Source organism: Rhodocytophaga rosea, from assembly GCF_010119975.1.
Taxonomy (GTDB): Bacteria; Bacteroidota; Bacteroidia; order Cytophagales; family 172606-1; genus Rhodocytophaga; species Rhodocytophaga rosea.
The window spans coordinates 677,315-699,860 of sequence record NZ_CP048222.1 but is presented as its reverse complement, the minus strand read 5'-3'; the positions used below and the strand labels follow the sequence as shown (position 1 = coordinate 699,860).

Here is a 22,546-nt window from a genome sequence, read left to right as displayed (position 1 = left end):
TGATTCTCGCAAAATTGCCTGTGAACTTTTCATAGTACAGACAATATATATGTTGGATGACGATACATATTTACTTTCTTTCCACACCTGTTTTTCTACGCTTGACCTAGCTGCTTTCTCGCTTCAACTTCTTTCTGGTTTCATAAACAAGAGCTATACCTGAATTTAGGCCTATAAACCTCTAGGCCATGAACAAACTATTTATTCTTCTGCTGATTCTATGGTGTAGTCAGATCGCCCTGGCGCAGCAAACAGGTACACAAACCATCAAAGGAACCATTCTCGATGCCCAGTCCAGATATCCCCTGGTAGGCGCAAATATTGTAGTTATCGGCGTAGAACCGCTTATTGGGACTTCTACAGATACGGATGGCAATTTCAGACTTACCAATGTGCCTCTGGGCAGGCAAGCCTTAAAAATTACATATTTGGGTTACCAGGAACGCACCCTTTCTAACATTCTGGTGACCTCTGGTAAAGAAGTAGTGCTCACTATTGATTTGGAAGAACAGGTAATTACCGCGCAGGAAGTAGTAGTAACTGCCGAACGCGAAAAAAGTAGCGTGAACAACGAACTGGCAACTGTAAGCGCCCGCTCGTTTGATGTAGAAGAAACTTCCCGTTATGCTGGTAGCCGTAATGACCCCGCCCGGATGGCTGCTAATTTTGCTGGCGTAAGTGGCGCCAATGATGCCCGTAACGATATTGTGATCCGGGGAAATTCTCCGGCTGGTTTGCTCTGGCGGCTGGATGGCATCAATATTCCCAATCCAAATCATTATGGCGCTTTGGGAGCTTCCGGTGGCCCGGTAAGTATGCTCAATAATAACGTACTCGACCGTTCGGATTTTTTGACAGCTGCTTTTCCGGCCCAATATGGGAATGCCCTAGCCGGTGTGTTCGACTTGCAAATGCGCAGCGGCAACAACGAAAAACGGGAATATCTGGGGCAAATTGGCTTTAATGGCTTTGAACTGGGAGCAGAAGGTCCCTTTTCTAAAAAGAGCAAAGCTTCTTACCTGGTTAACTACCGCTATTCTACCCTTGGCGTTTTCCAGGCAATTGGATTAGAATTTGGCACAGGTTCGGCCACTCCACAATACCAGGATTTGTCGTTTAAAATAGATATTCCTACCGCAAAAACCGGACGGTTCACTGTGTTTGGTATAGGAGGTACCAGTAATATTAAATTCCTGGGAAATGAAGTTGATACCACTTCTTCCAGTAACTTGTTTGGCGAAGAAAATTCCGATTCGTATTCCGAGTTCCGGACGGGCATAGTAGGTATTTCACACCTGTATTATTTTAATCCGTCTACCTATTCCAAAATCTCTCTGGCCGCTTCTTCTGCCTGGCAAAGTTTTAAAGAAGATTCGCTTAGCCTCGAAGACCGAACGCCATTCCGCCGGGAAAACGTAGAATTTACCCAGAATAAATATTCAGTCAATGCACTCCTTAGCAAGAAATTCAATGCCCGGAATAATGTAACTGCCGGGGTAATTGTAGACCTGTATGACTTTGATCTGCTGAACGAAATGTTAAATGAAAAGCAGGAATTATATCCCATCCGCAATACACAAGGACAAACGGTTCTTACGCAAGCCTATGCCCAGTGGCAGCACCGATTTTCGGAACAACTTACCCTCAATAGCGGCTTGAATTTTCAGCATCTTTCCCTTAATAACAGCATCGCCCTCGAGCCCAGAGTGGGTTTGAAATACCAGCTGACACCCCGCCAATCTGTGAATTTCGGATATGGCTACCACAGCCAGATGCAGCCTTTACTCACCTACTTTAACCAGACTACCGTAGCTGAAAATGTAAACCTGCTGACTAATAAAAATATGAAATTCACCCGCAGCCAGCACCTGGCTCTGGGCTACGACCATATGCTGGGCAGCAATTTGCGTTTAAAGCTGGAAACCTATTATCAGTATATATCCAATGCACCAGTGGAACGGAACTACAGCAGTTTCTCCCTGCTCAATTTTGGCGCTGATTTTGATATTCCTGCAGAAGACAGCCTGGTGAATGAGGGTACTGGTCGCAATTATGGAATTGAACTTACCCTGGAAAAATTCTACAGCAATGGGTACTACTTCCTGTTTACAAGCTCATTGTTTGATTCCAAATACAAAGGGAGTGATAAAATACTGAGGAATACTACTTTCAACGGACAATATGTGGTGAATCTGCTGGCTGGCAAAGAATTTAAAGTAGGCCGTAAAAACAATTCTTTCAACATCGACTGGAAACTGACCGTAGCCGGTGGCAGGCAGGTAACACCCATTGATTTTGTAAAATCTCAGCAGGCAGGTGAAGCGGTTTACATAGACTCTGAAGCGTTTTCCCAGCAGCTCAGCAATTATCTCCGGACCGATATAAAACTCTCGTACCGGATGAACCGCAAAAAAACAACACATGAATTCTCCCTGGATCTGCAGAACTTTACCAACAACCAGAATGTATTTATGCAGCGCTATAATGCCCGTACCAACCAGATTGCTACCGAATACCAGATTGGATTTTTTCCGATTCCCCAGTACAGGATATTATTCTGATAGGTCATTATTTATGGATTTGAAACTCAGGCAGTAAACGTGTAACTTACCATTCAAAGATATATACCAATGATAAACGACAAATGGGCAAGGATCATAGGCATTCCTCTGATCAGTATTCTCACTCCGCTGTTTAAAGATTTTGAGGATATGATTACCTGGAATGAATATGCCTTACAGCATATTATTGCTTGTCTGGTGTTCACCACTACAATGTGGGAGGGGAACCGGCTTATTTTTATTTATATGAAACGTATGTTTCCGGGTTATAAACAAACCTTGAAACGGGTTACCGTGCAAACCGCCATTAGTGTAGTTTATACCATTTTTGCCGCTACCTTCCTTTCCTTTTTGTTAAGTTTTGTATTTGAGGGCTGTATCTTTGACCGGCCTCATGTAATGGACAGCATCATGACCAGCATTATTCCAACCTTTCTGGTAACCTCTGTTTATGAAAGTGTATATTTTTTCCAGGAGTGGAAGAAGAACATCCAGCAGACCGAAGCCCTGGCCAAAGAGAATATCATCTCTCAGTTTGAAGCTTTAAAAAACCAGGTCGATCCTCATTTTCTGTTCAATAGTCTCAATACGCTGGCCGCTTTGATTGATGAGGAAAACGAGCCGGCGCAGAAATATCTGGAGCAACTCTCTGATGTGTACCGCTATGTACTGGTGAGTAAAGACAAAACCACTGTTACACTGGCCGAAGAACTGGCGTTTCTGGAATCGTATATTTACCTGAATAAAACCCGTTTCCGGGATAATCTGGTGGTAGAAAATACGATTACTGAAGCGTATTACCACAAATACATGGTGGCACCGCTTACCCTGCAGATGCTGGTGGAGAATGCCATTAAACATAATATTGTTTCCAAGGAAAAGCCACTTACCATCCGGCTGTCTCCCGAAGAGAATGAATACATCAGTGTAGAAAATAATATCCAGGAAAAAACTACCCTTGAGAAATCTACCAAAGTAGGTTTACAGAATATTATTAACCGCTATAATTTCCTCACGCCTAAAAGAATTGAAATTCTGAATACAAGCGAATTATTCACCGTACGGATTCCGCTTTTGAATGGGTAAGTTTGTAATCGTGATTTTTAGGATTCAAAGCCGTACAGGATTGTATCAACTTTATCTTTCTAATCCTACAAATCTAATCATCTTAGAAATCCAGGTTCCAGACAAAATCCTAATCCAGAATGAAAGCATTAATTATAGAAGATGAATATCCGGCCGCTGAACGCTTGGAAAAACTGATTGCCAAGGCCGATACTGCTATTGAAATATGTGCCATACTAGAAAGTGTAAAAGCTGCCAGAGAATGGTTTGCCGCTAATCCTGCGCCGGATCTTATATTTTCAGATATTCAGCTTTCGGATGGATTAAGCTTTGAGATTTTTGAGAAAACCCTGGTAAACAGCCCCATCATTTTTACTACTTCCTACGATGAATATGCCATTAAGGCTTTTAAGGTAAAAAGTATAGATTACCTGCTCAAACCGGTAAAATTACAGGAATTGCAGCAGGCTATTGATAAATATAAAGACCTGAAAGGAGAGCCTACAGGCCAGGAGAGTGCCCTGAAACTGGAAGCCTTACTGGACGTATTGCCCAACTCCGGTAAAAAATACAAAACACGTTTTCTGGTAAAAAGCCGCGAACAACTCATTCCGGTATTTGCCGACCAGATCGCCTATTTTCAGGCAAGCAACGAACTGGTATTACTTGTCAAAAAAGATGGCAAAAAATACCTGGTAGATTATACATTAGAGCAACTTGAGAAAATGCTCAACCCCGAAGATTTTTTCCGCCTCAACCGCCAGTTTATGGCCCACTTGTCTGCCATCGACCAGATACATACCTACTTTAATGGCAAGCTTAAACTCGAACTCAATCCCAGAGCCACGGATGAAGTACTGGTCAGCCGGGATAAAGCGCATGTATTTAAAAGCTGGCTGGAAGGGTAAATACCAGTTATTGGTTATTCATTAAGAAGATAGAAGGCTTCTACAATGATCCTCCGTCCAATCCAGTAGCAGGTGAGAATACCGGATTGAACGGAGGATAATCTTTGCCTTAAGAAAATAAGCTTCATTACATATATTTTTTATTTAGCCAGACCCAGGTATGCTATACTACCTGCACATCTACCGTATAGTAATCAATGGTTGGTTTGCTGGCAAAATAATCTCCCATTTTTTTAAGTACATCCTGTAGAAAACCATTGGTCTCAGCGCCTTTCCGGGCAGCTTCGGATTCCCATAAAGTAACCATCAGACATTGATTAGTCGAGGAATTAGTCAGGAACCGGCTGTTTTTAAATCCTGCCTGTTGTTTGAGGGCAGGACCTACACTTTGACGAAAATAGTCGGTAGCCAGGCTTATTGTCTCTGGCTTGAGATTTACTTGAATGACACGGGCGTACATAAAGATAAGAGTTTAAATACTACTAAGTTGAGCTAGTCTATACCTGGGTATAGGTAAGCCTAAAATAGCTTTGATTGTCTCCAATAGTAGATAAAAAAATATAAAAAAGTAAGTACCTAAACACTAATTTTTTTCAAAAGCCAGGCAACCCTTCTTTTTAATGCTCCGTATGGGGGCACTGCTGCTATATTGTTTTTGTGATATTCTATCTGTTGATTTTCATAGATCAGGATTTTGCATGTAGTTCATTTCTGCATGGCTGTTGTACTGCTTACTATTCATACTTTTTATCAATTACAAACCTATTCATTATTTCTTAACCCTAACCTTATGAAAAACAAATTACTGGGAAAGCTGTCCGGGCGTACCCCTTTTCAGACTCTTCTAACCATAAGAAGCAGATTTTTATTTGTGCTGGTAGCCTTGGCTACTATTCCGGGTTGCCAGTTAATTGAAGACTTTTTTGATGATCATGAGAACATCATCAGCAAGCCCGGACTTGAACTGGTAGTGGAAGGATTAAGTCAGCCTATAGCGATGAGCGAGGCTCCGGATAGCAGCGGAAGATTATTTATAGTGGATCAAACCGGACTGATCCGCATTGTAGACGCAGATGGTAATATAGTACAGGAGCCTTTTTTAAATATACGCGATAAAATAGTAACATTAAATACTATATATGATGAGCGAGGGCTATTAGGCTTAGCTTTCCATCCGGATTATAAGACCAATGGCCGTTTTTTTGTGAATTATAGTGCCCCTTTAAGGGCAGGCGCTCCTTCTACCTGGAATCATACCAGTGTTGTGGCTGAGTATAAGGTTTCTGCAGCCAGTCCTTTGGTAGCCGATAAAAGTTCAGAAAAAATAATTCTTGCAATAGATAAACCTCAAGGCAATCACAACGGAGGTACACTTGCTTTCGGACCTACGGATCATTACCTGTACTTTTCCATAGGTGATGGAGGGGGAGGAGATGATGTAGGAGAAGGACATGTGGAAGACTGGTATGAAAAAAATGCCGGTGGAAACGGGCAGGACATTACTCAAAATTTGCTGGGAAGTATACTGCGTATTGATGTGAATGGAGGAAGTCCTTATAGTATTCCTGCTTTCAATCCTTTTGTAGGAAAACAAGGATTAGACGAGATTTACGCCTATGGGTTCCGGAATCCTTACCGTTTTTCTTTCGATATGGGAGGTGAACACCGCTTGTTTGTGGGAGATGCCGGACAGGAACTATGGGAGGAAGTAAGTATTGTAACCCGGGGAGGCAACTACGGATGGAATGTTAAAGAAGGTACCCATTGTTTTGATACCACTAATCCGGACGCCTCTGCTCAGGATTGCCCCTCTACTGACCCTGACGGAAACCCACTTATTGATCCGGTTATAGAAGTAAAAAATTCAAAACAAACCGGAGGTTCTGGTCTCGTGATTGTAGGCGGTAATGTATACCGCGGCAAAGCATTACCCCAGTATGAAGGCAAGTATATTTTTGGTATGTGGAGCCTTAGTTTCGGAGCACCAGATGGATTGGTCTTTGTGGCGACTCCCCAGGCAAGCGGATTGTGGAACTACAAGGAAATTAAATTTGCTAATACCCCTACCGGGCAATTAAAACATTATGTATTAGGATTTGGGCAGGATTCAAAAGGGGAAGTATATATCTTAACTTCTGATGCAACCGGCCCGACAGGTACTAGTGGTAAGCTGTATAAAATTATTGATGATGCGAAAAAGTAGGAAATAGGATTATAGCTGCATAAGTAGCCATGTAGTTATATAAAAGAGTGGCAAAGTGTTCGTAAACAATTTTGATACAAATACTTTGCCATTTTTGTATCCATTTAACAGGCAAATAAGAATGTCCTTATAAGGTGATTTGTCTGCAATCTCTTTATTCGACAAGTAGCTAATCAATTGGTAAGCAGGTGCATTTCAATTGGTAAGCAGGTGCATTTGTTTGAAGTCGAGTTGTATTTTGTAGGAAGAATATTTCCTGACAGTGTCATAAATCGTATCGAAAACGGCATGATTATCCGCCAGATTTGAAAAATACACGATCAGCAAATCCTCATCCGGAACCTGTACGACCACATGGCTAAATCCGCAGGTGGAGCCGCTGTGGGTGAGTTCGTAGTTTCCACCTTGTTTCTTTTTCTTAAAAAACCACCCCAGGCCATATCCTTCTCCACTTCCTTTAGGAAATAAATAGCCTATTTCTGAAAGCTTTCCCAGCAGATCAGCCAGTGTATTTGTACGGCAGGCCTGATACCATTTCAAATAGTCTGCTATGCAGGTATACACACAGCCATCTCCTTTGGTAGCACTCGTCAGGCTCTGGTCGGAAGGGATGATCTGGCCGGGTTCCGTTCTGGCATAGCCCATTCCCCGGCCTGGAACAGGATGCTTGTTTTCATAGATAAAGGTGTGATTCATTTCCAGCGGCTCAAAGATGTACTGCTTCAAAAATTGAGCATAAGGTTTTCCAGATACTTGCTTCACTACTAAGGCAAGCAGGCAAAAGCCGGTATTGGAATACCTGAATTGTGAGCCGGGTGTAAAATAGCCTTTCGGTTGCGATGCCAGCAGCAGGGGAATATCTTCATCGAGAATTTGCCTGTTCCAGGATTGGTCCATCAGGCTCTCATAATCGGGAATGCCGGAAGTATGGGTAAGCAAATGTTTCAATATGATCTTGTCGCCTATTTCCGGCTTAAGCTGAGGAAAGTACCTGGAAAGTTTGTCTTCCAGTTTTAATTTATTTTGTTTTTCCAGAATGAGTATAGCCATGGCCGTAAATTGTTTGGAAACCGAAGCCATACGGAAGGTAGTAGTTGGAGTAATCGCCTTTTTAGTGTCCAGGTTTTCCAGACCTATGCCCTGTTGGTACCGTATCTTGCCCTTTTCCCAAACCAGAACCATTCCCCCTGGTTGGTCAGGCTGGAAATTATGCTTCATCAGGGCATCCAATTCACTTTGAATTGTAGATTGACCATATGCCGAAAACAACAGGATTAAATTTGATGCCAGTAAGGGTAAAAGGATGGTTTTCATAGAAGTGTAAAGATGCACCTGAGATAAACGTATTTATCCGGAAAGTTTTATGGTAAGGTAAAGGATTGAGGGTAGGGATACAAATTTCAATATAGAGCAGCAACGGATTTTTGGCTTGACAATGTGGGAGAATACCTTTACTTTGAAAACCTTAGCTCCTTTGTTATTTTCTATCTATGAAACGAACCTTATTATTCATATGCATCTTTTTGCAAAGCCTACTTGCCTTCTCACAGACTACGCCAGTTTATGTATGGTGGAACCCTGCTCAAAGCGAATTCCCGGTTATCGAAGGCCAGGCATGGCCTAAAGAAGTACAACATACTTACCACAGATTGCCGGCTACGGCCGAAAAAACGGTCCGGAAACCAGTATGGGACTTGTCGCGGCAATCAGCCGGGCTACTCATCCGTTTCAGCGCCAGTACGGACCAAATCATCGTAAGGTATATCGTAGAGGGACAACATGCCATGCCCCATATGCCGGCTACCGGGGTAAGTGGGGTGGATTTATATGCAGTCAACAGTGATGGCGCCTATCTTTGGTGTGCGGGAAAGTATGCCTTCGGGGATACCATTCAATATCGCTTTACTAATCTTCAAGCCAATGATACCTATCACACCAAAGGACGGGAATATCGCTTATATCTTCCGCTATATAATTCGGTAAAGTGGCTTGAGATTGGCGTGCCGCAAGGGGCAAGTTTTACCCCTTTGCCTGTACGGGTAGACAAGCCTATTGTGGTCTACGGCACTTCTATTGCCCAGGGAGCCTGTGCGTCCAGGCCGGGTATGGCCTGGACTGCTATTCTGGGCCGCAAACTGGAGCGCCCCTTGATCAACCTGGGCTTTTCGGGTAATGGCCGACTGGAAAAAGAAATAATAGACTTACTTCCCTCGATTGATGCCAAACTATATGTGCTGGATTGCCTGCCCAATCTGGTAGCAACGGTAGGAATATCCCCTGACGAAATTAAACAACGTATCCTGGAATCCGTTAAAACACTGCGTCAAAAACGTCCAAATACGCCTATTCTGTTAGTGGAACATGCCGGGTATACAGAAGGGCTAATTAATCCGGAAAGACGCAATCTGTATACAACGGTGAATGCCCTGCAGCGGCAGGCTTTTGCACAATTGAAAACAGAAGCCATCGGGCAACTGTATCTGCTGCCCTTATCTGAGATTAATCTAAGCCTGGATGCCATGGTAGATGGTACCCACCCCTCGGATCTAGGCATGCAACAATATGCGGAAGGTTACGAAAAAAGCATCCGAACTATTCTCAATGAGCCGGTTGGAATTTATACCACTACACAGCCCTGCCCACAATCACGCGATTTCAAGATCTATGATTGGGAAACCCGGCACCGCGAAGAAATAGCCCTTGCGAAAACCAATCCGCCAAGAATTATATTTCTGGGAAACTCCATTACCCATTACTGGGGTGGACAACCACAGGCTCCCATCAGCCGGGGCACTGATTCATGGAATAAGGTTTTCAGCCCATTAGGTACGCAAAATTTAGGCTACGGCTGGGACCGGATTGAAAATGTATTGTGGCGGGTGTATCACGGAGAACTGGATGGGTATGAGGCAAGCCAGGTTATTATTATGATCGGCACCAATAACCTGCATCTTAATTCGGATAAGGAAATCATCGAAGGTTTGAAATGGCTGGTACAGGCTATTAAAGTACGCCAGCCCAAGGCAGCTATTTTGTTACTGGGAATACTCCCACGAAGGCAGGGAGAACAACGCATTACCGGGCTCAATGAAGGTATTGCCCAGGCTTCTGGTGAACTGAATGTAACGTATGCCGAGCCTGGCAAGGGGTTAGTCAATACGGAAGGTAAAATTGATGAATCCCTCTTTACCGATGGCCTGCATCCGAATGAGGAAGGCTACCGGAAACTGGCAGAAAGTCTTAAACCGTACTTAAAACCAGTAGAACAAAGTGGAAAACGGAAAAGATAACAAAACCTTCGCCTGGATCGGAGAAACCTTGCTTTCGTATTTGTCTTAGTTGTATCCTGCAAAAGCTGTTATTCATTCTATAAGACAGGCTACATTTCTAATCTTTTCCATATTGGAACTCATACACACATAACCCATCGCGAAGTGTTGGAAAAAAATAGCGGATAAGCCAGGAAGGAATGTTGACAGTACCCAGTTCTGCCGAACGTAATGTGGCAGAGATACGCTTCTTGGTCTGGTAACCTGATGCATGATAGATCGCTTCAGGTTTGTCGGATAACCCTTTAAAATGAGCGCCTAATGAATTGATCTGTGTAGAAAGTTCCTGGGAGTATTTCTTAAAGAAAGAAAGCGTCATCACATCGCAGATCAGCAGATGCCGGGGAAATAGTTCTTTTAATGTGTGAAGAAAAATATGTTGTTGAGTTTCCTCCAGATACATGGTTACCCCCTCTGCGATAACTACTACCTGATCACTCGTTTTAAAAGGCAAAAGCTTTTCTTTCAGCGATTCACGGGAAAATTCAACCGGAATTCTGGTAAGCTCATTTTTTGTCTGGGAAGATGGAAGGAGTTCGTTCTTATTTGTAATCACTGCTGGTTCATCTACTTCTATCCATTTCCCGGCCGTATGCCTGAAGGGACGGGTATCGAAGCCGCAGCCAATGTTAAAGATATGCAGGGAGGGATTGTGAATAAGTTGCTGGTCCACCAGTTCGCTCATGATCCGATGCCGTACCACAATAGATGCGTTTGGTTTTTCAAAAGTTTTGAAACGTTCGGCAACCTCCTGGGCATCTTCGTTCATAAAAATATGAGCAAAGGTATCGTTGCACACAGGATTTGTTTTTTTTGAATCCCAGAAACGGCAGGCTAAGGTGTAATAAGCGGTTTTTGAAACAGGATTGTTCATACCTGAAGGGTTGAATGGGGATATGAATGTATTGATTCAACCTGGAAAAATCAAGGTAATACTGTGACCTGCCTGAGAAAATATACACGTATGGTATTTATACTATAGCGTGACTAGTAATTGCCTGGCAAATCTGATACAGTTCCCATCTTTCCAGCGCGGTAATGAATTATTATTCTTCTCCTTTTTGAGTATCTGAGCAAAAAATATAATAATTTATACCTGATTACACATAGTATTTCGTGTCTGCTACTCTTCAAAAGACTAAAAGCGGTATATGTTGTAATCATTATTTAAACAGTTGGTATTCATCGTTTGTACCATGAAAAGTGATAGTAAATTAATTGATTTGATAAGGATTACCTATTAAAAAATAAAAACCACCATGATCACCAAGAGAGATATAGGCATAGCCTGCATGACCGGCTGTATTACCCTGTTACTGGCCGGATTTACTCAATCACAAAATCCGGTACCTATATTACAATCCTCTATTTTTAACTGGTCTGAAATTGAAGCAAAACCCACAAATGTAGGGGAAGTACGTAGCTTTTTCCGGTCTGCCACGGCAACCCTGGATGAATTAGAATGCCATGTGACCACCCTGAATCCGGGAGAAACCTCCCATCCTCCTCATAAGCATCCGGAAGAAGAAATTCTGATCGTAAAAGAAGGAACTGTGGAATCTCTGGTGAATGGGCAGCTCAAACGGGTCGGACCGGGTTCAGTGATCTTTCAGGCTTCCAACCAGATGCACAGCATTCGCAATGTGGGAGAAACCAAAGCTACTTACCATGTATTCAGCTGGCATTCTCCGGGCACCTTACCAGACAAAGCAAAAAAATAATCTGGCCACCCCGGTATTATCGTAAGCCGCATTGCATTACTTTGCAATAAGCCATCTATTAAACTTATTTTATTTACGCATGATGAAGAATGTAATCCTTACCCTAATTTTCCTGGGCATAGCTATTTTCCCAGGTATTGCCCAAAAGAGTAAAAAAGGCTTTCCGGCTGAAATAGGCATGGTATCCTATACCTACCGGCACAGTTTTCAGAAGGATGTAGCCAAAACACTCGACACCATTAAAACTTTAGGTATTACCGACATGGAATTTTCAAATCTGTTTGGAAAAACAGCCCAGGAACTCCGGAAATTATTAGACGAGCGGAATATGAAATGTTCTTCTTTTGGGGTTGGCTACGATGACCTGGTAAATAAAACCGGGGAAGTAGCTAGTAATGCCAAAACCTTAGGGGCCAGTTACGTACGGGTCGCCTGGATTCCGCATAAGGCTCCCTTTACCCTGGAAGTAGCCAAAAAAGCAGTAGAAGATTTTAACCGGGCAGGTAAAATATTAAAAGAAGAACATGGTTTGACCTTTTGTTACCACAACCATGGCTATGAGTTTCAACCCTATGAAAAAGGGACTTTCTTCGATTATATGGTGGCACAAACAGATCCAAAGTATGTAAACTTTGAAATGGACATTCTGTGGGTATTCCACCCTGGCCAGGACCCGGCTAAATTGCTCAATAAATATGGCAAACGTTTTAAGCTCATGCATATGAAAGACCTGCGGAAGGGCGTAACCGGGGATTTTTCCGGGCAGACCCCTGTGGAAAATGATGTAGCCTTAGGAACCGGGCAATTAGATTTACCAGCCATACTCAAAGCAGCTTTGAAAGCAGGTGTGGAACATTATTACATTGAAGACGAAAGTCCGAGTGTTTCCAGCCAGGTACCTCAGAGTATTACATATTTAAAGAACCTGTCCTTATAAATCCAGCCGGCCTGGTATCGCTATGTCAACACCGGAAAAGCGGAGGAAATTTCTAAAAACACTGGCAGCCATTCCGGCATTCACTGCTGGCGCCTTATCTGGCAGGCCGGCAGATATTTCAGGCCAGGTGTTAAAATCCGGTGGTCATTCACTCAAGATCAGCCTGAATGCCTATTCCTTTAATGAGCCGCTGAGCAAAGGCACGATGAACCTGGATGATTTACTGGAATTTTGCAGCGATCAAAGGTTTGATGCCGTAGACCTGACCGGGTATTACTTTCCTGGGTATCCGGCTGTGCCCACGGACGAATACCTGTATCATATCAAACGCAAAGCTTTTCGCCTGGGACTCGATATCAGTGGTACTGGTGTTCGGAATGATTTTGCAGAACCGGATGAAAGCAAACGAAAAAAGGACGTAGATCTAGTAAAAGACTGGATAGGCTGTGCTGCTAAAATGGGTGCTCCGGTGATCCGGATATTTGCCGGTAAACAAATTCCGGAAGGTTATTCCTGGGAACAGGTATTTGGCTGGATGATGAAAGATATTGGGGAATGTATTGAGCATGGAAAAAAGCATGGGGTAATTGTAGCGATACAAAACCACGATGATTTTGTTAAAACTGCCGGTCAGGTAAAGAAAATGATTGACGCTGCTCAATCCGAATGGTTCGGATTAGTACTGGATATTGGCAGTTACCGCACCAATGACCCTTATACAGAGATAGAAAGTACAGCTTCCTATGCCGTAAACTGGCAGATCAAGGAAAAGATTTTTGTAAACGGCCGGGAAGAAAAACCGGATCTGGCGAGAATTATCAGTATTGTTAAAAAGTCCGGATACCGGGGCTATCTTCCCATTGAAACCCTTGGGCCGGGAGATCCAAAACGAAAAGTGCCTGAGTTTTTAGCGCAGGTACGGAAGGCAATGGGCTAGATTTATATTTATTGCATTGTTTGAGTCAGAGATTTAATCCCGGTAATAATTTTCGGACTAAGGAATTCCAGTATAATCCTGATTTTTAGTTTACTAACATTTTGTATCTTTTTCCTATACTATTCAAAGCATGAAAAGAATTAGCTTTTATTTACTTGTTTTGTTAAGCATCTGGAGCTGGCAGGCATCAGCACAAAAATCTGAAAAATGGGTCACCTTATTTGATGGCAAATCAACCGATCAGTTAAGGGGGTATAAGTTGAAGGGGTTTCCGGATCAGGCCTGGAAGGTGGAAGAGGGTGCTCTTGTTACGCAAACAGGTGTTCCCAATATAGATCTGGTCACCAAAGATACCTACAAAGATTTTGAACTCATGTTTGACTGGAAAGTATCAAAAGCCGGGAATGGCGGGGTGTTTTTTCATATGCAGGAAGTAGCGGATATGCAGTCGGGTAACGGAAATAGTGCCAACTGGCTCGATAATTTTGAAATGCAAATCCTGGACGATATCGATTTTAACGATAAAGAGCCCAAACGTTCGGCTGGCTCCTTGTATGACCTGATCACCCCGCAGAACAAAAAACTAAAACCGGTAGGTGAGTATAACCAGGCCAGGTTAGTGGTAAATAAAGGCCATGTGGAGCACTGGCTCAATGGCGTAAAAGTAGTTGAGTACCAGATAGGATCTGATGCCCTCAACCAGTTAATCAGCAACAGCAAGTTCAAGGAGAACCCTGAGTTTGCTAGATCAACCGAAGGGCATATTATGTTTCAGCATCATGGCCAGAAAATATGGTTACGCAATATCAAGGTCAGGAAATTATAAGCCGGTAATCAGCTATCGTATGAGAAAAATTCTATTGATTGTGTTGCTTTGCTGGCATGAGACTGCTTTTTCGCAAACGGAAGCGGTAGGTATATTTACGCACCATGCCAATATAGGAAAACCCAAAATGGCAGGTTCCTCCCGCTACGAACCGGCTACGCAAACCTATTACATAAAAGGCGGAGGCGACAATATCTGGTTTAACCGGGATGAATTTCAATACTTGTACAACCAGATGAAAGGCGACTTTATTCTGACTGCGAGCTTTGAGTTTATTGGCCAGAAAGGTAATGCACACCGGAAAATTGGCTGGATGATCCGCGAATCTGCTGATGAAGCCGCTGCCAGTATGAATGCAGTGGTACATGGAGATGGGTTAACCGTGATGCAATGGCGTCCACTCAGGGGAGCGTATATGCGCGATCCGGAAGATGAAATATTCTATGCCAAACAAACTGTTTTTCAGACCGTGCAAGTAGAACGCATTGGAAAGAAAATAACCATGCGGGTAGCCAACTGGGGTGAGCCTTTGCAGGAAATAGGTTCCAGAGATATGCCGGATATGCCAGATGCGGTATTAGCCGGTCTGTTCATTTGTTCACATGATTCCAATGTAGTGGAGGAAGCCAAAATATGGAATGTACGCATCGATAAACCAGTTCCCAGTACCTATCATCCTAATCCCCAGATCCGGAAAAACCTGCCAGCCAGGCAACCGGTTTTAGGTTGCCGCCTGGAAACCATTACTGTTCTGGATGGAAAACGGAATGTAATTCATGAATCCAAAACCCGGTTTGAAGCCCCTAACTGGATGCCGGATGGTAAAAAACTATTGTTTAATGAAGGCGGAGCTTTATATACCATTCCGGTAGAGGGCGGAACCCCGGAAAAGCTCAATACCGGTGATGTAACCCGCAATAATAATGATCATGGTATATCCTTTAACAACAAACTCCTGGCGATCAGCAGCTCCCGCGAAGGAACCAGTTCGCAGGTATATGTAGTTCCGCTGCAAGGAGGTCAGCCTAAGCTGGTTACCCAGGAACATCCTTCCTACTGGCATGGGTGGGCGCCTAACAATAAAGAAGTAACGGTAGTAGGGCTGCGTAAGGGCAGCAAGATTTATAACCTGTATAAAGTAGATATTAATACAGGCAAAGAAACGGCGCTTACTTCAAATACTTCCGGGCATGTAGATGGACCTGAATATTCTCCGGATGGAAAATATATTTATTACAATGCCAATCCTACGGGTACTATGCAACTCTGGCGGATGAAACCTGATGGCACGGGCAAAGAGCAGCTTACGTTTGATGAATACCACAACTGGTTTCCGCATATCTCACCCGATGGAAAATGGATTGCCTATATTTCGTTTCCAACCGATATTGATCCCAATTCGCATCCTTCCTACCAAAGGGTAACGCTGCGCTTAATGCCAGCCGGTGGAGGCGCTCCCAGAGTAATTGCCTATTTGTATGGAGGACAAGGAACCATCAATGTTAATTCATGGTCGCCCGATAGTAAGTCAATAGCCTTTGTGAGCAATTCAGAGGCTGAGGAGAAGTAGTACTGTATCGTTGATGGTTGTTAAATCACCAAACATAATTAGGGATAATAGTAGAATAACTTTTATTTTTCGATTACTTCAATAATTTCAATGCTACCTAGAAATTGATTCAGGTGCCCTTTATCATTCTTATCTATTACTCCTCTAATGATTACTTCTTTGTTTTTTAAACTTTGATAATCAAAATTCTTATCTGTCGAATTAAGCCATAAAGCTTTCTCTGGCTCATCTATGTCATCTAAATACAAAGCTACATTTTCAAATTCAACTATTACTTTTCCTGAAATTGCTAACGTATCCAAATGGTATCTATCAATATTTCGTATTAATTCTTTTGTGTCTATTTCTAAATCGCTTTTTTGAGAGCATGATATTGAGAGAATTAATATGGAGATAATAAATCTAGATTTCATTGAATTTATTATAATTTGACACAACACTAACAACACTGTGTATTGCTTGAAGATGGTAGACGTTTACCTGTCGCTATGCCCGAGGCTTCGTTGCGGATCAATCTTATCACGAATTAATTGCTTCACTTCTTTTGCTTCCGGAAAACGTCCCATTTCTTTGCGGGAGAATAATAACTGATCATCAAGCCGGACTTCAAAGATACCACCTGTACCAGGAATAAGCGCTACTTCAGCTAAATCATCGACAAAAGTAGTCAGTAATTCCTGTGCCATCCAGGCAGCTCGCAGCAACCACCGGCATTGCGTACAATATTCAATCTCAACTCTGGGACTTCGGGACATACCTGGTAAAATAGTAGAATGAGACAGCTATTTTTCTGAAAACAGCTTACTCACAAATTAACACAATCGAAACCACTAAAAGCTATAGGGTTCAAAAGAAAAATTACTTACAACTTTCAATAAGCTAGTTGTTCATTTGTGTCGGCCGGGTTATGAACAAGGTATCTGAATACTGGCTATTTGTATTTCTTTAGTATCTAAGTTTTGAATCAGAAAATAATCCACTTTAATCTATTTCTAACCGAATAAGCTTTTCTTCCGTTATAACCCTTATAAACTATCACCTATTATACACCTATGCCAATTGCAACCAAAAAGCCGGCTGCTAAAGCCAAAGCGCAGGTGGCACCTGCTGCCGGTACTAACTCCGACAAAGATAACGGCACCGCCAAAGCACAACCTTTACTCAATCAACAAGGGCAGATTTTACAATCATTCGGTACAGTATTGCCGAACTTGCCTTTAGCCCTGGATGCGAAGACCAGGAAAAGCAGTGTAGATCAGCTCAACCAGATTCTGGCAGATACCATGAGTCTGCGGGATTTGTACAAAAAACATCATTGGCAAACAGTTGGGCCTACATTTTACCAGCTACACCTGCTCTTTGATAAACATTACCAGGAACAAAGTGAACTAATTGACGAGATTGCCGAACGTATCCAGGTGCTGGGTGGACTGAGCATCGCTATGGCTCCGGATGTAGCCGAGTTGACAGCTATACCACGCCCGCCCCGCGACCGTGAAGAAGTACCTGTACAACTTTCCCGACTGCTGGAAGCCCATCAGATTATATTGAAAGAAGTGCGGGAAAGCGCTGAAAAAGCTGCCGATGCCGGTGATGATGGCACCAATGATTTACTGGTAAGCCAGGTACTACGCACGAATGAGCTGCAGGCATGGTTTCTTTACGAACATGTAGTAGATACACCGCTCACCCGGGCTGAATAAGCCAATCCAGATGAGTAAGTATCCCGCATAACTGTTCATTTTAGTGAAATTCAGTTGGAATGATATGCTCAAAATCTGGAGAAACTAAAGTACGCATGATTTTCTTTTGCCTCTTTAAAGAAAATCATGCGTACTTTAGTTTTTAATTTTTCATTTCCATCAAAAAACAATAATCCAGCCTACATTATTTGCTTCGGAGCATAATCGTATGTAACCCGTTTTTACCGGATTGTGGCCTGCCTTTTATACCCCGGTCTGTATAAGTGGCCGTAAGAATATATACCCCTTCTTTCTCAGTTGCTGGTCTGGCTCTGATTTGAAAGCTGCCTTTGGTGCCTGAGAAATAATTCCGGTTAGGATCTTGAGCATTTTCCAGAACCCATTGTATAATTTGCTCAGCTTGTGCCTGCGTTAAATCGGGATGGGATGCCATCGCCGAAATACCCCAAACGCCAGAACTTCCGTCTATCACCCTGTCTGCAAGCGTTTTAATGGTGGCTGGTGTCTTTGGATATTTCCTGGCTATATCCTGGAAAGAGGGTCCCTGGACACTTGTTTTTATGGCATGGCAATTCAGGCAATCGGCTTTCATGAAAAGCTGTAAACCCGGAGACTCAAAATGGCTTTGCGCTGTTTTTCCGACATAGTTTTTGGCGCTGGAAGTATCCGCTACATACATTACTTCCAGAAATACTTCATTCGAAGTAATTTCCAGTTGCTCAGATTCCCCATCTTCCACATCAGATACTTTAATGGTATATTCCATGCTTGAATTCCAGTTGAAGAAGCTGTTTGCAGCAGGCGTAATGATTTTTACAACAGGAGGATGATTTTCTGAATTTGTTTTATCTGCTTTGAAAAGTGTTTTATAAGGTAGGAAATAGATTGCAGATACAGGTACATATCCTATGCACAAAGTAATAATACCTGTTACAAGTACATGCTTATAGCTACTCATATAACTTAATTTACATAGAGGCTTACTTACAAAGACCTGACTGCCTCCGTTGAATTTACAAAATCAAGGTTTTCGGTAATGCGTTTGCCATTTTCCTTAAAAGCATTCATATACAAAGTGATCCGCTTTTTTGCTTCTGCCAGATCCATATTGTTCAGGTTGATATTGAGCAGGTCAATATACCAGGGTGGTTTTACACCGCTGTGAATGTATACATGGGCTATTTCCCGGGCGATAGGCAGGGTGGAGGTTTTGGATGCAGTATATACATCCTTATTATCGGCCTGCAATAATTTTTCATACTCCTCTTTCATCAATTGCTCATACAAGTCCATAGAAAATACATCGCCAGATTTTGTGCTGGTTTGCGGATCATCCTCGGTAAGAATAGCTCCTTTGTGAATCCATTCCCACAAAATACTCAGGCGGATTTCTCCGGTAGCCATGTCTTCCATCAGATACAAAATATCATCATTGCCAAAGAAATCTGCCGGTTTTAGCGCAGCTGCCTGCATGCCTTGTCCGAAGGCATTTCCGTACTGTAAAGCCACACTTAGTAAATTCCTGGCACCCCGGATGGTAGTAGGTGCAGGTTCGATCAGGATCAACCCATCAGCATCCTGCTGCGAGTAGGAGAGAGGCGGAAATTTTCTTCCCAGTTGATTGGCTTCTCCTGCTTTTTCCCACACCGGCCGTACGATGTGTACCATTTTCCAGTGGGCCACCCATTTTCCGCTGGCTCCTTCCCTTTGTTCCCTGGCAGCGCCGGCCAACGCTTTTTCCATACTTGCCGAAACGCCAGCTTCTGAGCCTACCGGAATATTGGGCTCCATGCCCCCTTGCCACAAGGCAAAATTTCCATGTTTGTCTGGCGTATTTACGGCTCTGCGTACACGGTCTTCATAATTGCGCATGTAGCCATAGGTCATGGTAATGGATTCGATATTGGGATTGATAAAGCTTGTATCCCAGGCCATGGCATCGGATACGCTGTTAATATAATCCCAGCGGCCGGTGTTAAATCCTACAAAATGTTTGCCCAGAGCCGCCCGGATCTCCATTAACTGATAGGTAGCTTCCAGTTGTTCGACCAGTACATATACTTTAATACTTCCTTCGCTTATTTCCAGGTGATTTTCCAGCTCAGTCAGTATTTCATTCCAGAGTGCGGCTTCTTCCGCTGTCTGAATTTTGGGGAGATAGAGCACAATAGAAGAACCTGCTTTTTGCAGCGCCTGATAGTTATTGACTACATACAAGGTGAGATCTACCAGAGAAGCAGCCATTGCTACACCACTGGCATCCCGGATATGGCGGTCATCGAGGTGAAGACCCCGTGCACGGAATATCTTGGTGGTAAATTCCAGTTGCTCTTTCCAGTTGCTGATGATGCCACGGCCAAGAAAATCCATCGCCCAGCGGTTCATTTGGGCGGCAATCAGTTCGGCTACTTTTAAAAATACAGGGTCTTTGTGAATAGCCAGTTTCAGGTTACGCTGGTTGTCTAAGGACATAGTGCTGATCTGGCCCAGCGCATCCTCTCCATCAAACATCCACCCATCGGCTCCTGAAAGTAAAGCATAGGCTACATTACGTATGCTGCTCTCAACAGGCGTATTGGGTTTGGCAGCCGGGCCAGTGCCTTGTATCCATTGCCTTTGTAAATCGTGGGGAATAATGGCTCCTTCAAATTTGCCTTCGCGGGCTTCCTGAACTTTTATGGTCGTGCGGGGAATATAAGTTTCCGGGTCTAAAAAGCCGATGCGTTTTTTCAGTAACTGACGTTCTGCCCTGCGTTCCATTCGGATACCCATTACATCTTTAATATCTTTATTAAAGTGAGCAAGGGCAGAGAGAGCGGTAAGCACTTCAGGGGTGTATACATCGCTATACTGTTCTTTCAGGTTGTCTCGGATGATAATGGTATGTTGAGTCATAGGTTGAGGTAGATTAGTCAATGGTCATTAGTAATTCGTAATTATATTATTCTACTTTCGAATACACTGTTTGTACTTCTTCTTTACTTCTGTTCCTGTTCAGCACATACACAACTAAGGCAATAGTTACGATCACCAGTGCCAGAATCAGCAAGTACATAAATCCTTTAGATATATCAGAAGCGGCTGCTGTTGCTGCTAACATCATTTCGTAAGTGGGTATGATCCAGGTAATCACATAGGCCTGCAGAATGGTGAGGATACAGATCACGAAGAGCATGATAAAACTGTGCTTGACCGTGAACCGCAACAGATCAGATTCTTTTCCCACCAATCCCACCGCCGCTGAACCAATGGCAATCGATTGAGGAGAAATCATTTTCCCCGTAACCCCCCCGGAAGCATTCGCACTCACCGTTACTACCGGATCAATTCCAAGCGTTTCGGCTGACGTATACTGAAGTTTGCAGAACAACGCATTTGCAGAGGTATCTGAACCGGTAAGAAACACCCCGAGCCAGCCCAGCATAGGCGAAAAGAAGGGGAACAGTACACCTGTACTGGCCAGTGCCATCGCCATGGTATTAGACATTCCCGAATTATTGGCAATAAAAGCGAATCCCACTACTGAGGCAATGGTAATGATCGGAAATTTCAATTGATTTAGTGTAGCGAGATATACTTTAGCACCACTTTTAAAACTCAATCCAATAAAGGGTAAGGAAATAATGGCGGCTATCAATAAGGCAGTTCCGGGCGTAGAAAGGTAATTAAATTCAAAAGGCTTGATCACCAAGGGACTGCCATCTGCTTTTAAAATAGCATCCTGTAAGCCAGGAATGGCAAATTTAATGATACCCATAGAATTAAGAGCCGCTTTGACTGGTGCAAGACCCCAGGCAATTACCATCACTGTCATAATGATAAAAGGAGACCAGGCCCTTACTACCTGACCAGTTGTATATTTAAGTTCTGTATCAATGGTTTGCTGGGGCTCTTCGCTAAACCGCCATAAGGTTTTAGGCTTCCAGTATTTCAACAGCACCATCAAACTGATGATAGAAGCCAGACCGGCGATCACATCCGGAAGCATAGGTCCTAAATAGTTGGAAGAAAACCACTGGAAAAAAGCGAAAGACACCCCGGAAACAATAATGGCTGGTAATACTTCGATAGATTTTTTATAACCCGCCATGAGAATAACCAGGTAGAAAGGAATAATAACAGATAAAATAGGAAGTGTTCTGCCCACCATTTGGGAAATAGCCATTTCCGGAATATCAGATACCTGGGAGGCCATAATGATAGGCGTTCCTACCGCACCAAACGCCACCGGAGCCGTATTGGCAATCAGGCAGATGCCAGCCGCATACAAAGGATTAAAACCAAGACCCACCAGCATAGCAGCACTGATGGCAATAGGTGCCCCAAAACCGGTAGCCCCTTCCAGAAATGCACCAAAGGAAAAAGCGATCAGCAAGCCTTGTAATCTCCGGTCGGGGGTGATAGAAGCCATAAAGTTTTTAATCACCTCAAACTGCCCGCTTTGCACCGTAATGTTATATAAAAATACCGCTCCGATAATGATCCAGCAGATAGGAAATAAGCCGTACAGTGCCCCATGTAGGGTGGATAACAAAGCAAGATTTACCGGCATTCCATACAAGATTACTGCAAATAAGATGGCAATGAATACGGTAAGTAAACTGGCTTTGTATCCTTTCATTTTCTGGATGGCCAGTGCCCAGAAAATAAAGAATATGGGTATAGCGGCTACGAATGCGGAAAGAGCAATCTGGTTGAGCGGGTCGGTGAGTTGGGTCCAGTTCATGGGAATAGGTTCAGTGGGTACTTCCTTTCTAAGTTAAAGGTTAATTTCAATTACAAATCA

At 43.2% G+C, this 22,546-nt stretch carries 19 protein-coding genes; 11 read left to right on the top strand and 8 right to left on the bottom strand.

The features are described from left to right. The first annotated feature begins 188 nt into the window (after positions 1-188). From GXP67_RS03070 to GXP67_RS03060, 3 genes are all read left to right on the top strand, one after another. Positions 189-2,561 (top strand): TonB-dependent receptor, encoded by a 2,373-nt coding sequence (locus tag GXP67_RS03070; RefSeq protein ID WP_162441798.1) that lies wholly within the window; start codon positions 189-191, stop codon positions 2,559-2,561. Between the two features lie 69 nt (positions 2,562-2,630). Then, a complete protein-coding gene (locus GXP67_RS03065) occupies positions 2,631-3,647 on the top strand; it encodes a sensor histidine kinase (RefSeq protein WP_162441797.1) in 1,017 nt (338 codons plus the stop codon). 119 nt (positions 3,648-3,766) lie between these two features. Then, on the top strand, positions 3,767-4,534 hold the full coding sequence (locus tag GXP67_RS03060; RefSeq protein WP_162441796.1) for a LytR/AlgR family response regulator transcription factor: 768 nt from the start codon (positions 3,767-3,769) through the stop codon (positions 4,532-4,534). 163 nt (positions 4,535-4,697) lie between these two features. Here GXP67_RS03060 and GXP67_RS03055 read toward each other — a convergent pair whose 3' ends face one another. After that, positions 4,698-4,994 carry an antibiotic biosynthesis monooxygenase family protein gene (locus tag GXP67_RS03055; protein WP_162441795.1) on the bottom strand — a complete coding sequence of 99 codons (297 nt, stop codon included), beginning with the start codon at positions 4,992-4,994 and terminating at the stop codon, positions 4,698-4,700. Between the two features lie 330 nt (positions 4,995-5,324). Here GXP67_RS03055 and GXP67_RS03050 point away from each other — a divergent pair, with 330 nt between their 5' ends. Continuing rightward, the gene (locus GXP67_RS03050) at positions 5,325-6,737 is read left to right on the top strand and encodes a PQQ-dependent sugar dehydrogenase (RefSeq protein WP_162441794.1); all 1,413 of its coding nucleotides are present in this window, start codon (positions 5,325-5,327) and stop codon (positions 6,735-6,737) included. 195 nt (positions 6,738-6,932) lie between these two features. Here the strand turns inward: GXP67_RS03050 and GXP67_RS03045 are convergent, their stop codons facing one another. Beyond that, the gene (locus GXP67_RS03045) at positions 6,933-8,051 is read right to left on the bottom strand and encodes a serine hydrolase domain-containing protein (protein WP_162441793.1); all 1,119 of its coding nucleotides are present in this window, start codon (positions 8,049-8,051) and stop codon (positions 6,933-6,935) included. Positions 8,052-8,227: 176 nt separating this feature from the next. On the opposite strand from GXP67_RS03045, the gene GXP67_RS03040 reads away from it, so the two are divergent. Beyond that, positions 8,228-10,027, top strand: coding sequence for an SGNH/GDSL hydrolase family protein (locus GXP67_RS03040; protein WP_162441792.1), 1,800 nt, complete (start codon positions 8,228-8,230; stop codon positions 10,025-10,027). A gap of 97 nt (positions 10,028-10,124) precedes the next feature. On the opposite strand, the gene GXP67_RS03035 is transcribed toward GXP67_RS03040, so the two are convergent. Then, positions 10,125-10,940 (bottom strand): class I SAM-dependent methyltransferase, encoded by an 816-nt coding sequence (locus GXP67_RS03035; RefSeq protein ID WP_162441791.1) that lies wholly within the window; start codon positions 10,938-10,940, stop codon positions 10,125-10,127. 385 nt (positions 10,941-11,325) lie between these two features. Between GXP67_RS03035 and GXP67_RS03030 the strand changes: the two genes are divergently transcribed. From GXP67_RS03030 to GXP67_RS03010, 5 genes are all read left to right on the top strand, one after another. Beyond that, positions 11,326-11,787: a cupin domain-containing protein gene (locus GXP67_RS03030; protein WP_162441790.1), complete on the top strand. Its 462-nt coding sequence runs from the start codon at positions 11,326-11,328 to the stop codon at positions 11,785-11,787. An 82-nt stretch (positions 11,788-11,869) separates the two neighbouring features. Then, the gene (locus tag GXP67_RS03025) at positions 11,870-12,724 is read left to right on the top strand and encodes a sugar phosphate isomerase/epimerase family protein (protein WP_162447783.1); all 855 of its coding nucleotides are present in this window, start codon (positions 11,870-11,872) and stop codon (positions 12,722-12,724) included. Positions 12,725-12,746: 22 nt separating this feature from the next. Continuing rightward, positions 12,747-13,661 carry a sugar phosphate isomerase/epimerase family protein gene (locus GXP67_RS03020; protein ID WP_162441789.1) on the top strand — a complete coding sequence of 305 codons (915 nt, stop codon included), beginning with the start codon at positions 12,747-12,749 and terminating at the stop codon, positions 13,659-13,661. Positions 13,662-13,791: 130 nt separating this feature from the next. Then, the gene (locus tag GXP67_RS03015) at positions 13,792-14,487 is read left to right on the top strand and encodes a 3-keto-disaccharide hydrolase (protein WP_162441788.1); all 696 of its coding nucleotides are present in this window, start codon (positions 13,792-13,794) and stop codon (positions 14,485-14,487) included. A gap of 19 nt (positions 14,488-14,506) precedes the next feature. Further along, positions 14,507-16,057, top strand: a complete 1,551-nt coding sequence (locus tag GXP67_RS03010) for a TolB family protein (protein ID WP_162441787.1) — start codon at positions 14,507-14,509, stop codon at positions 16,055-16,057. A gap of 62 nt (positions 16,058-16,119) precedes the next feature. On the opposite strand, the gene GXP67_RS03005 is transcribed toward GXP67_RS03010, so the two are convergent. Both GXP67_RS03005 and GXP67_RS03000 read right to left on the bottom strand, forming a co-directional pair. After that, positions 16,120-16,470, bottom strand: coding sequence for a hypothetical protein (locus GXP67_RS03005; RefSeq protein ID WP_162441786.1), 351 nt, complete (start codon positions 16,468-16,470; stop codon positions 16,120-16,122). A gap of 63 nt (positions 16,471-16,533) precedes the next feature. Next, positions 16,534-16,812, bottom strand: coding sequence for an Rdx family protein (locus tag GXP67_RS03000; protein ID WP_162441785.1), 279 nt, complete (start codon positions 16,810-16,812; stop codon positions 16,534-16,536). Positions 16,813-17,109: 297 nt separating this feature from the next. Here GXP67_RS03000 and GXP67_RS02995 point away from each other — a divergent pair, with 297 nt between their 5' ends. Further along, positions 17,110-17,760, top strand: a complete 651-nt coding sequence (locus tag GXP67_RS02995; RefSeq protein WP_162441784.1) for a Dps family protein — start codon at positions 17,110-17,112, stop codon at positions 17,758-17,760. A 184-nt stretch (positions 17,761-17,944) separates the two neighbouring features. Here the strand turns inward: GXP67_RS02995 and GXP67_RS02990 are convergent, their stop codons facing one another. Genes GXP67_RS02990 through GXP67_RS02980 form a run of 3 tightly spaced genes read right to left on the bottom strand, consistent with a single transcriptional unit; the run spans position 17,945 to position 22,486 of the window. Then, positions 17,945-18,718: a c-type cytochrome gene (locus tag GXP67_RS02990; protein ID WP_162441783.1), complete on the bottom strand. Its 774-nt coding sequence runs from the start codon at positions 18,716-18,718 to the stop codon at positions 17,945-17,947. Positions 18,719-18,744: 26 nt separating this feature from the next. Continuing rightward, positions 18,745-20,655, bottom strand: coding sequence for an aldolase/citrate lyase/malate synthase family protein (locus tag GXP67_RS02985; protein ID WP_162441782.1), 1,911 nt, complete (start codon positions 20,653-20,655; stop codon positions 18,745-18,747). 46 nt (positions 20,656-20,701) lie between these two features. Then, positions 20,702-22,486 carry an L-lactate permease gene (locus GXP67_RS02980; protein ID WP_162441781.1) on the bottom strand — a complete coding sequence of 595 codons (1,785 nt, stop codon included), beginning with the start codon at positions 22,484-22,486 and terminating at the stop codon, positions 20,702-20,704. Positions 22,487-22,546: the final 60 nt, after the last annotated feature.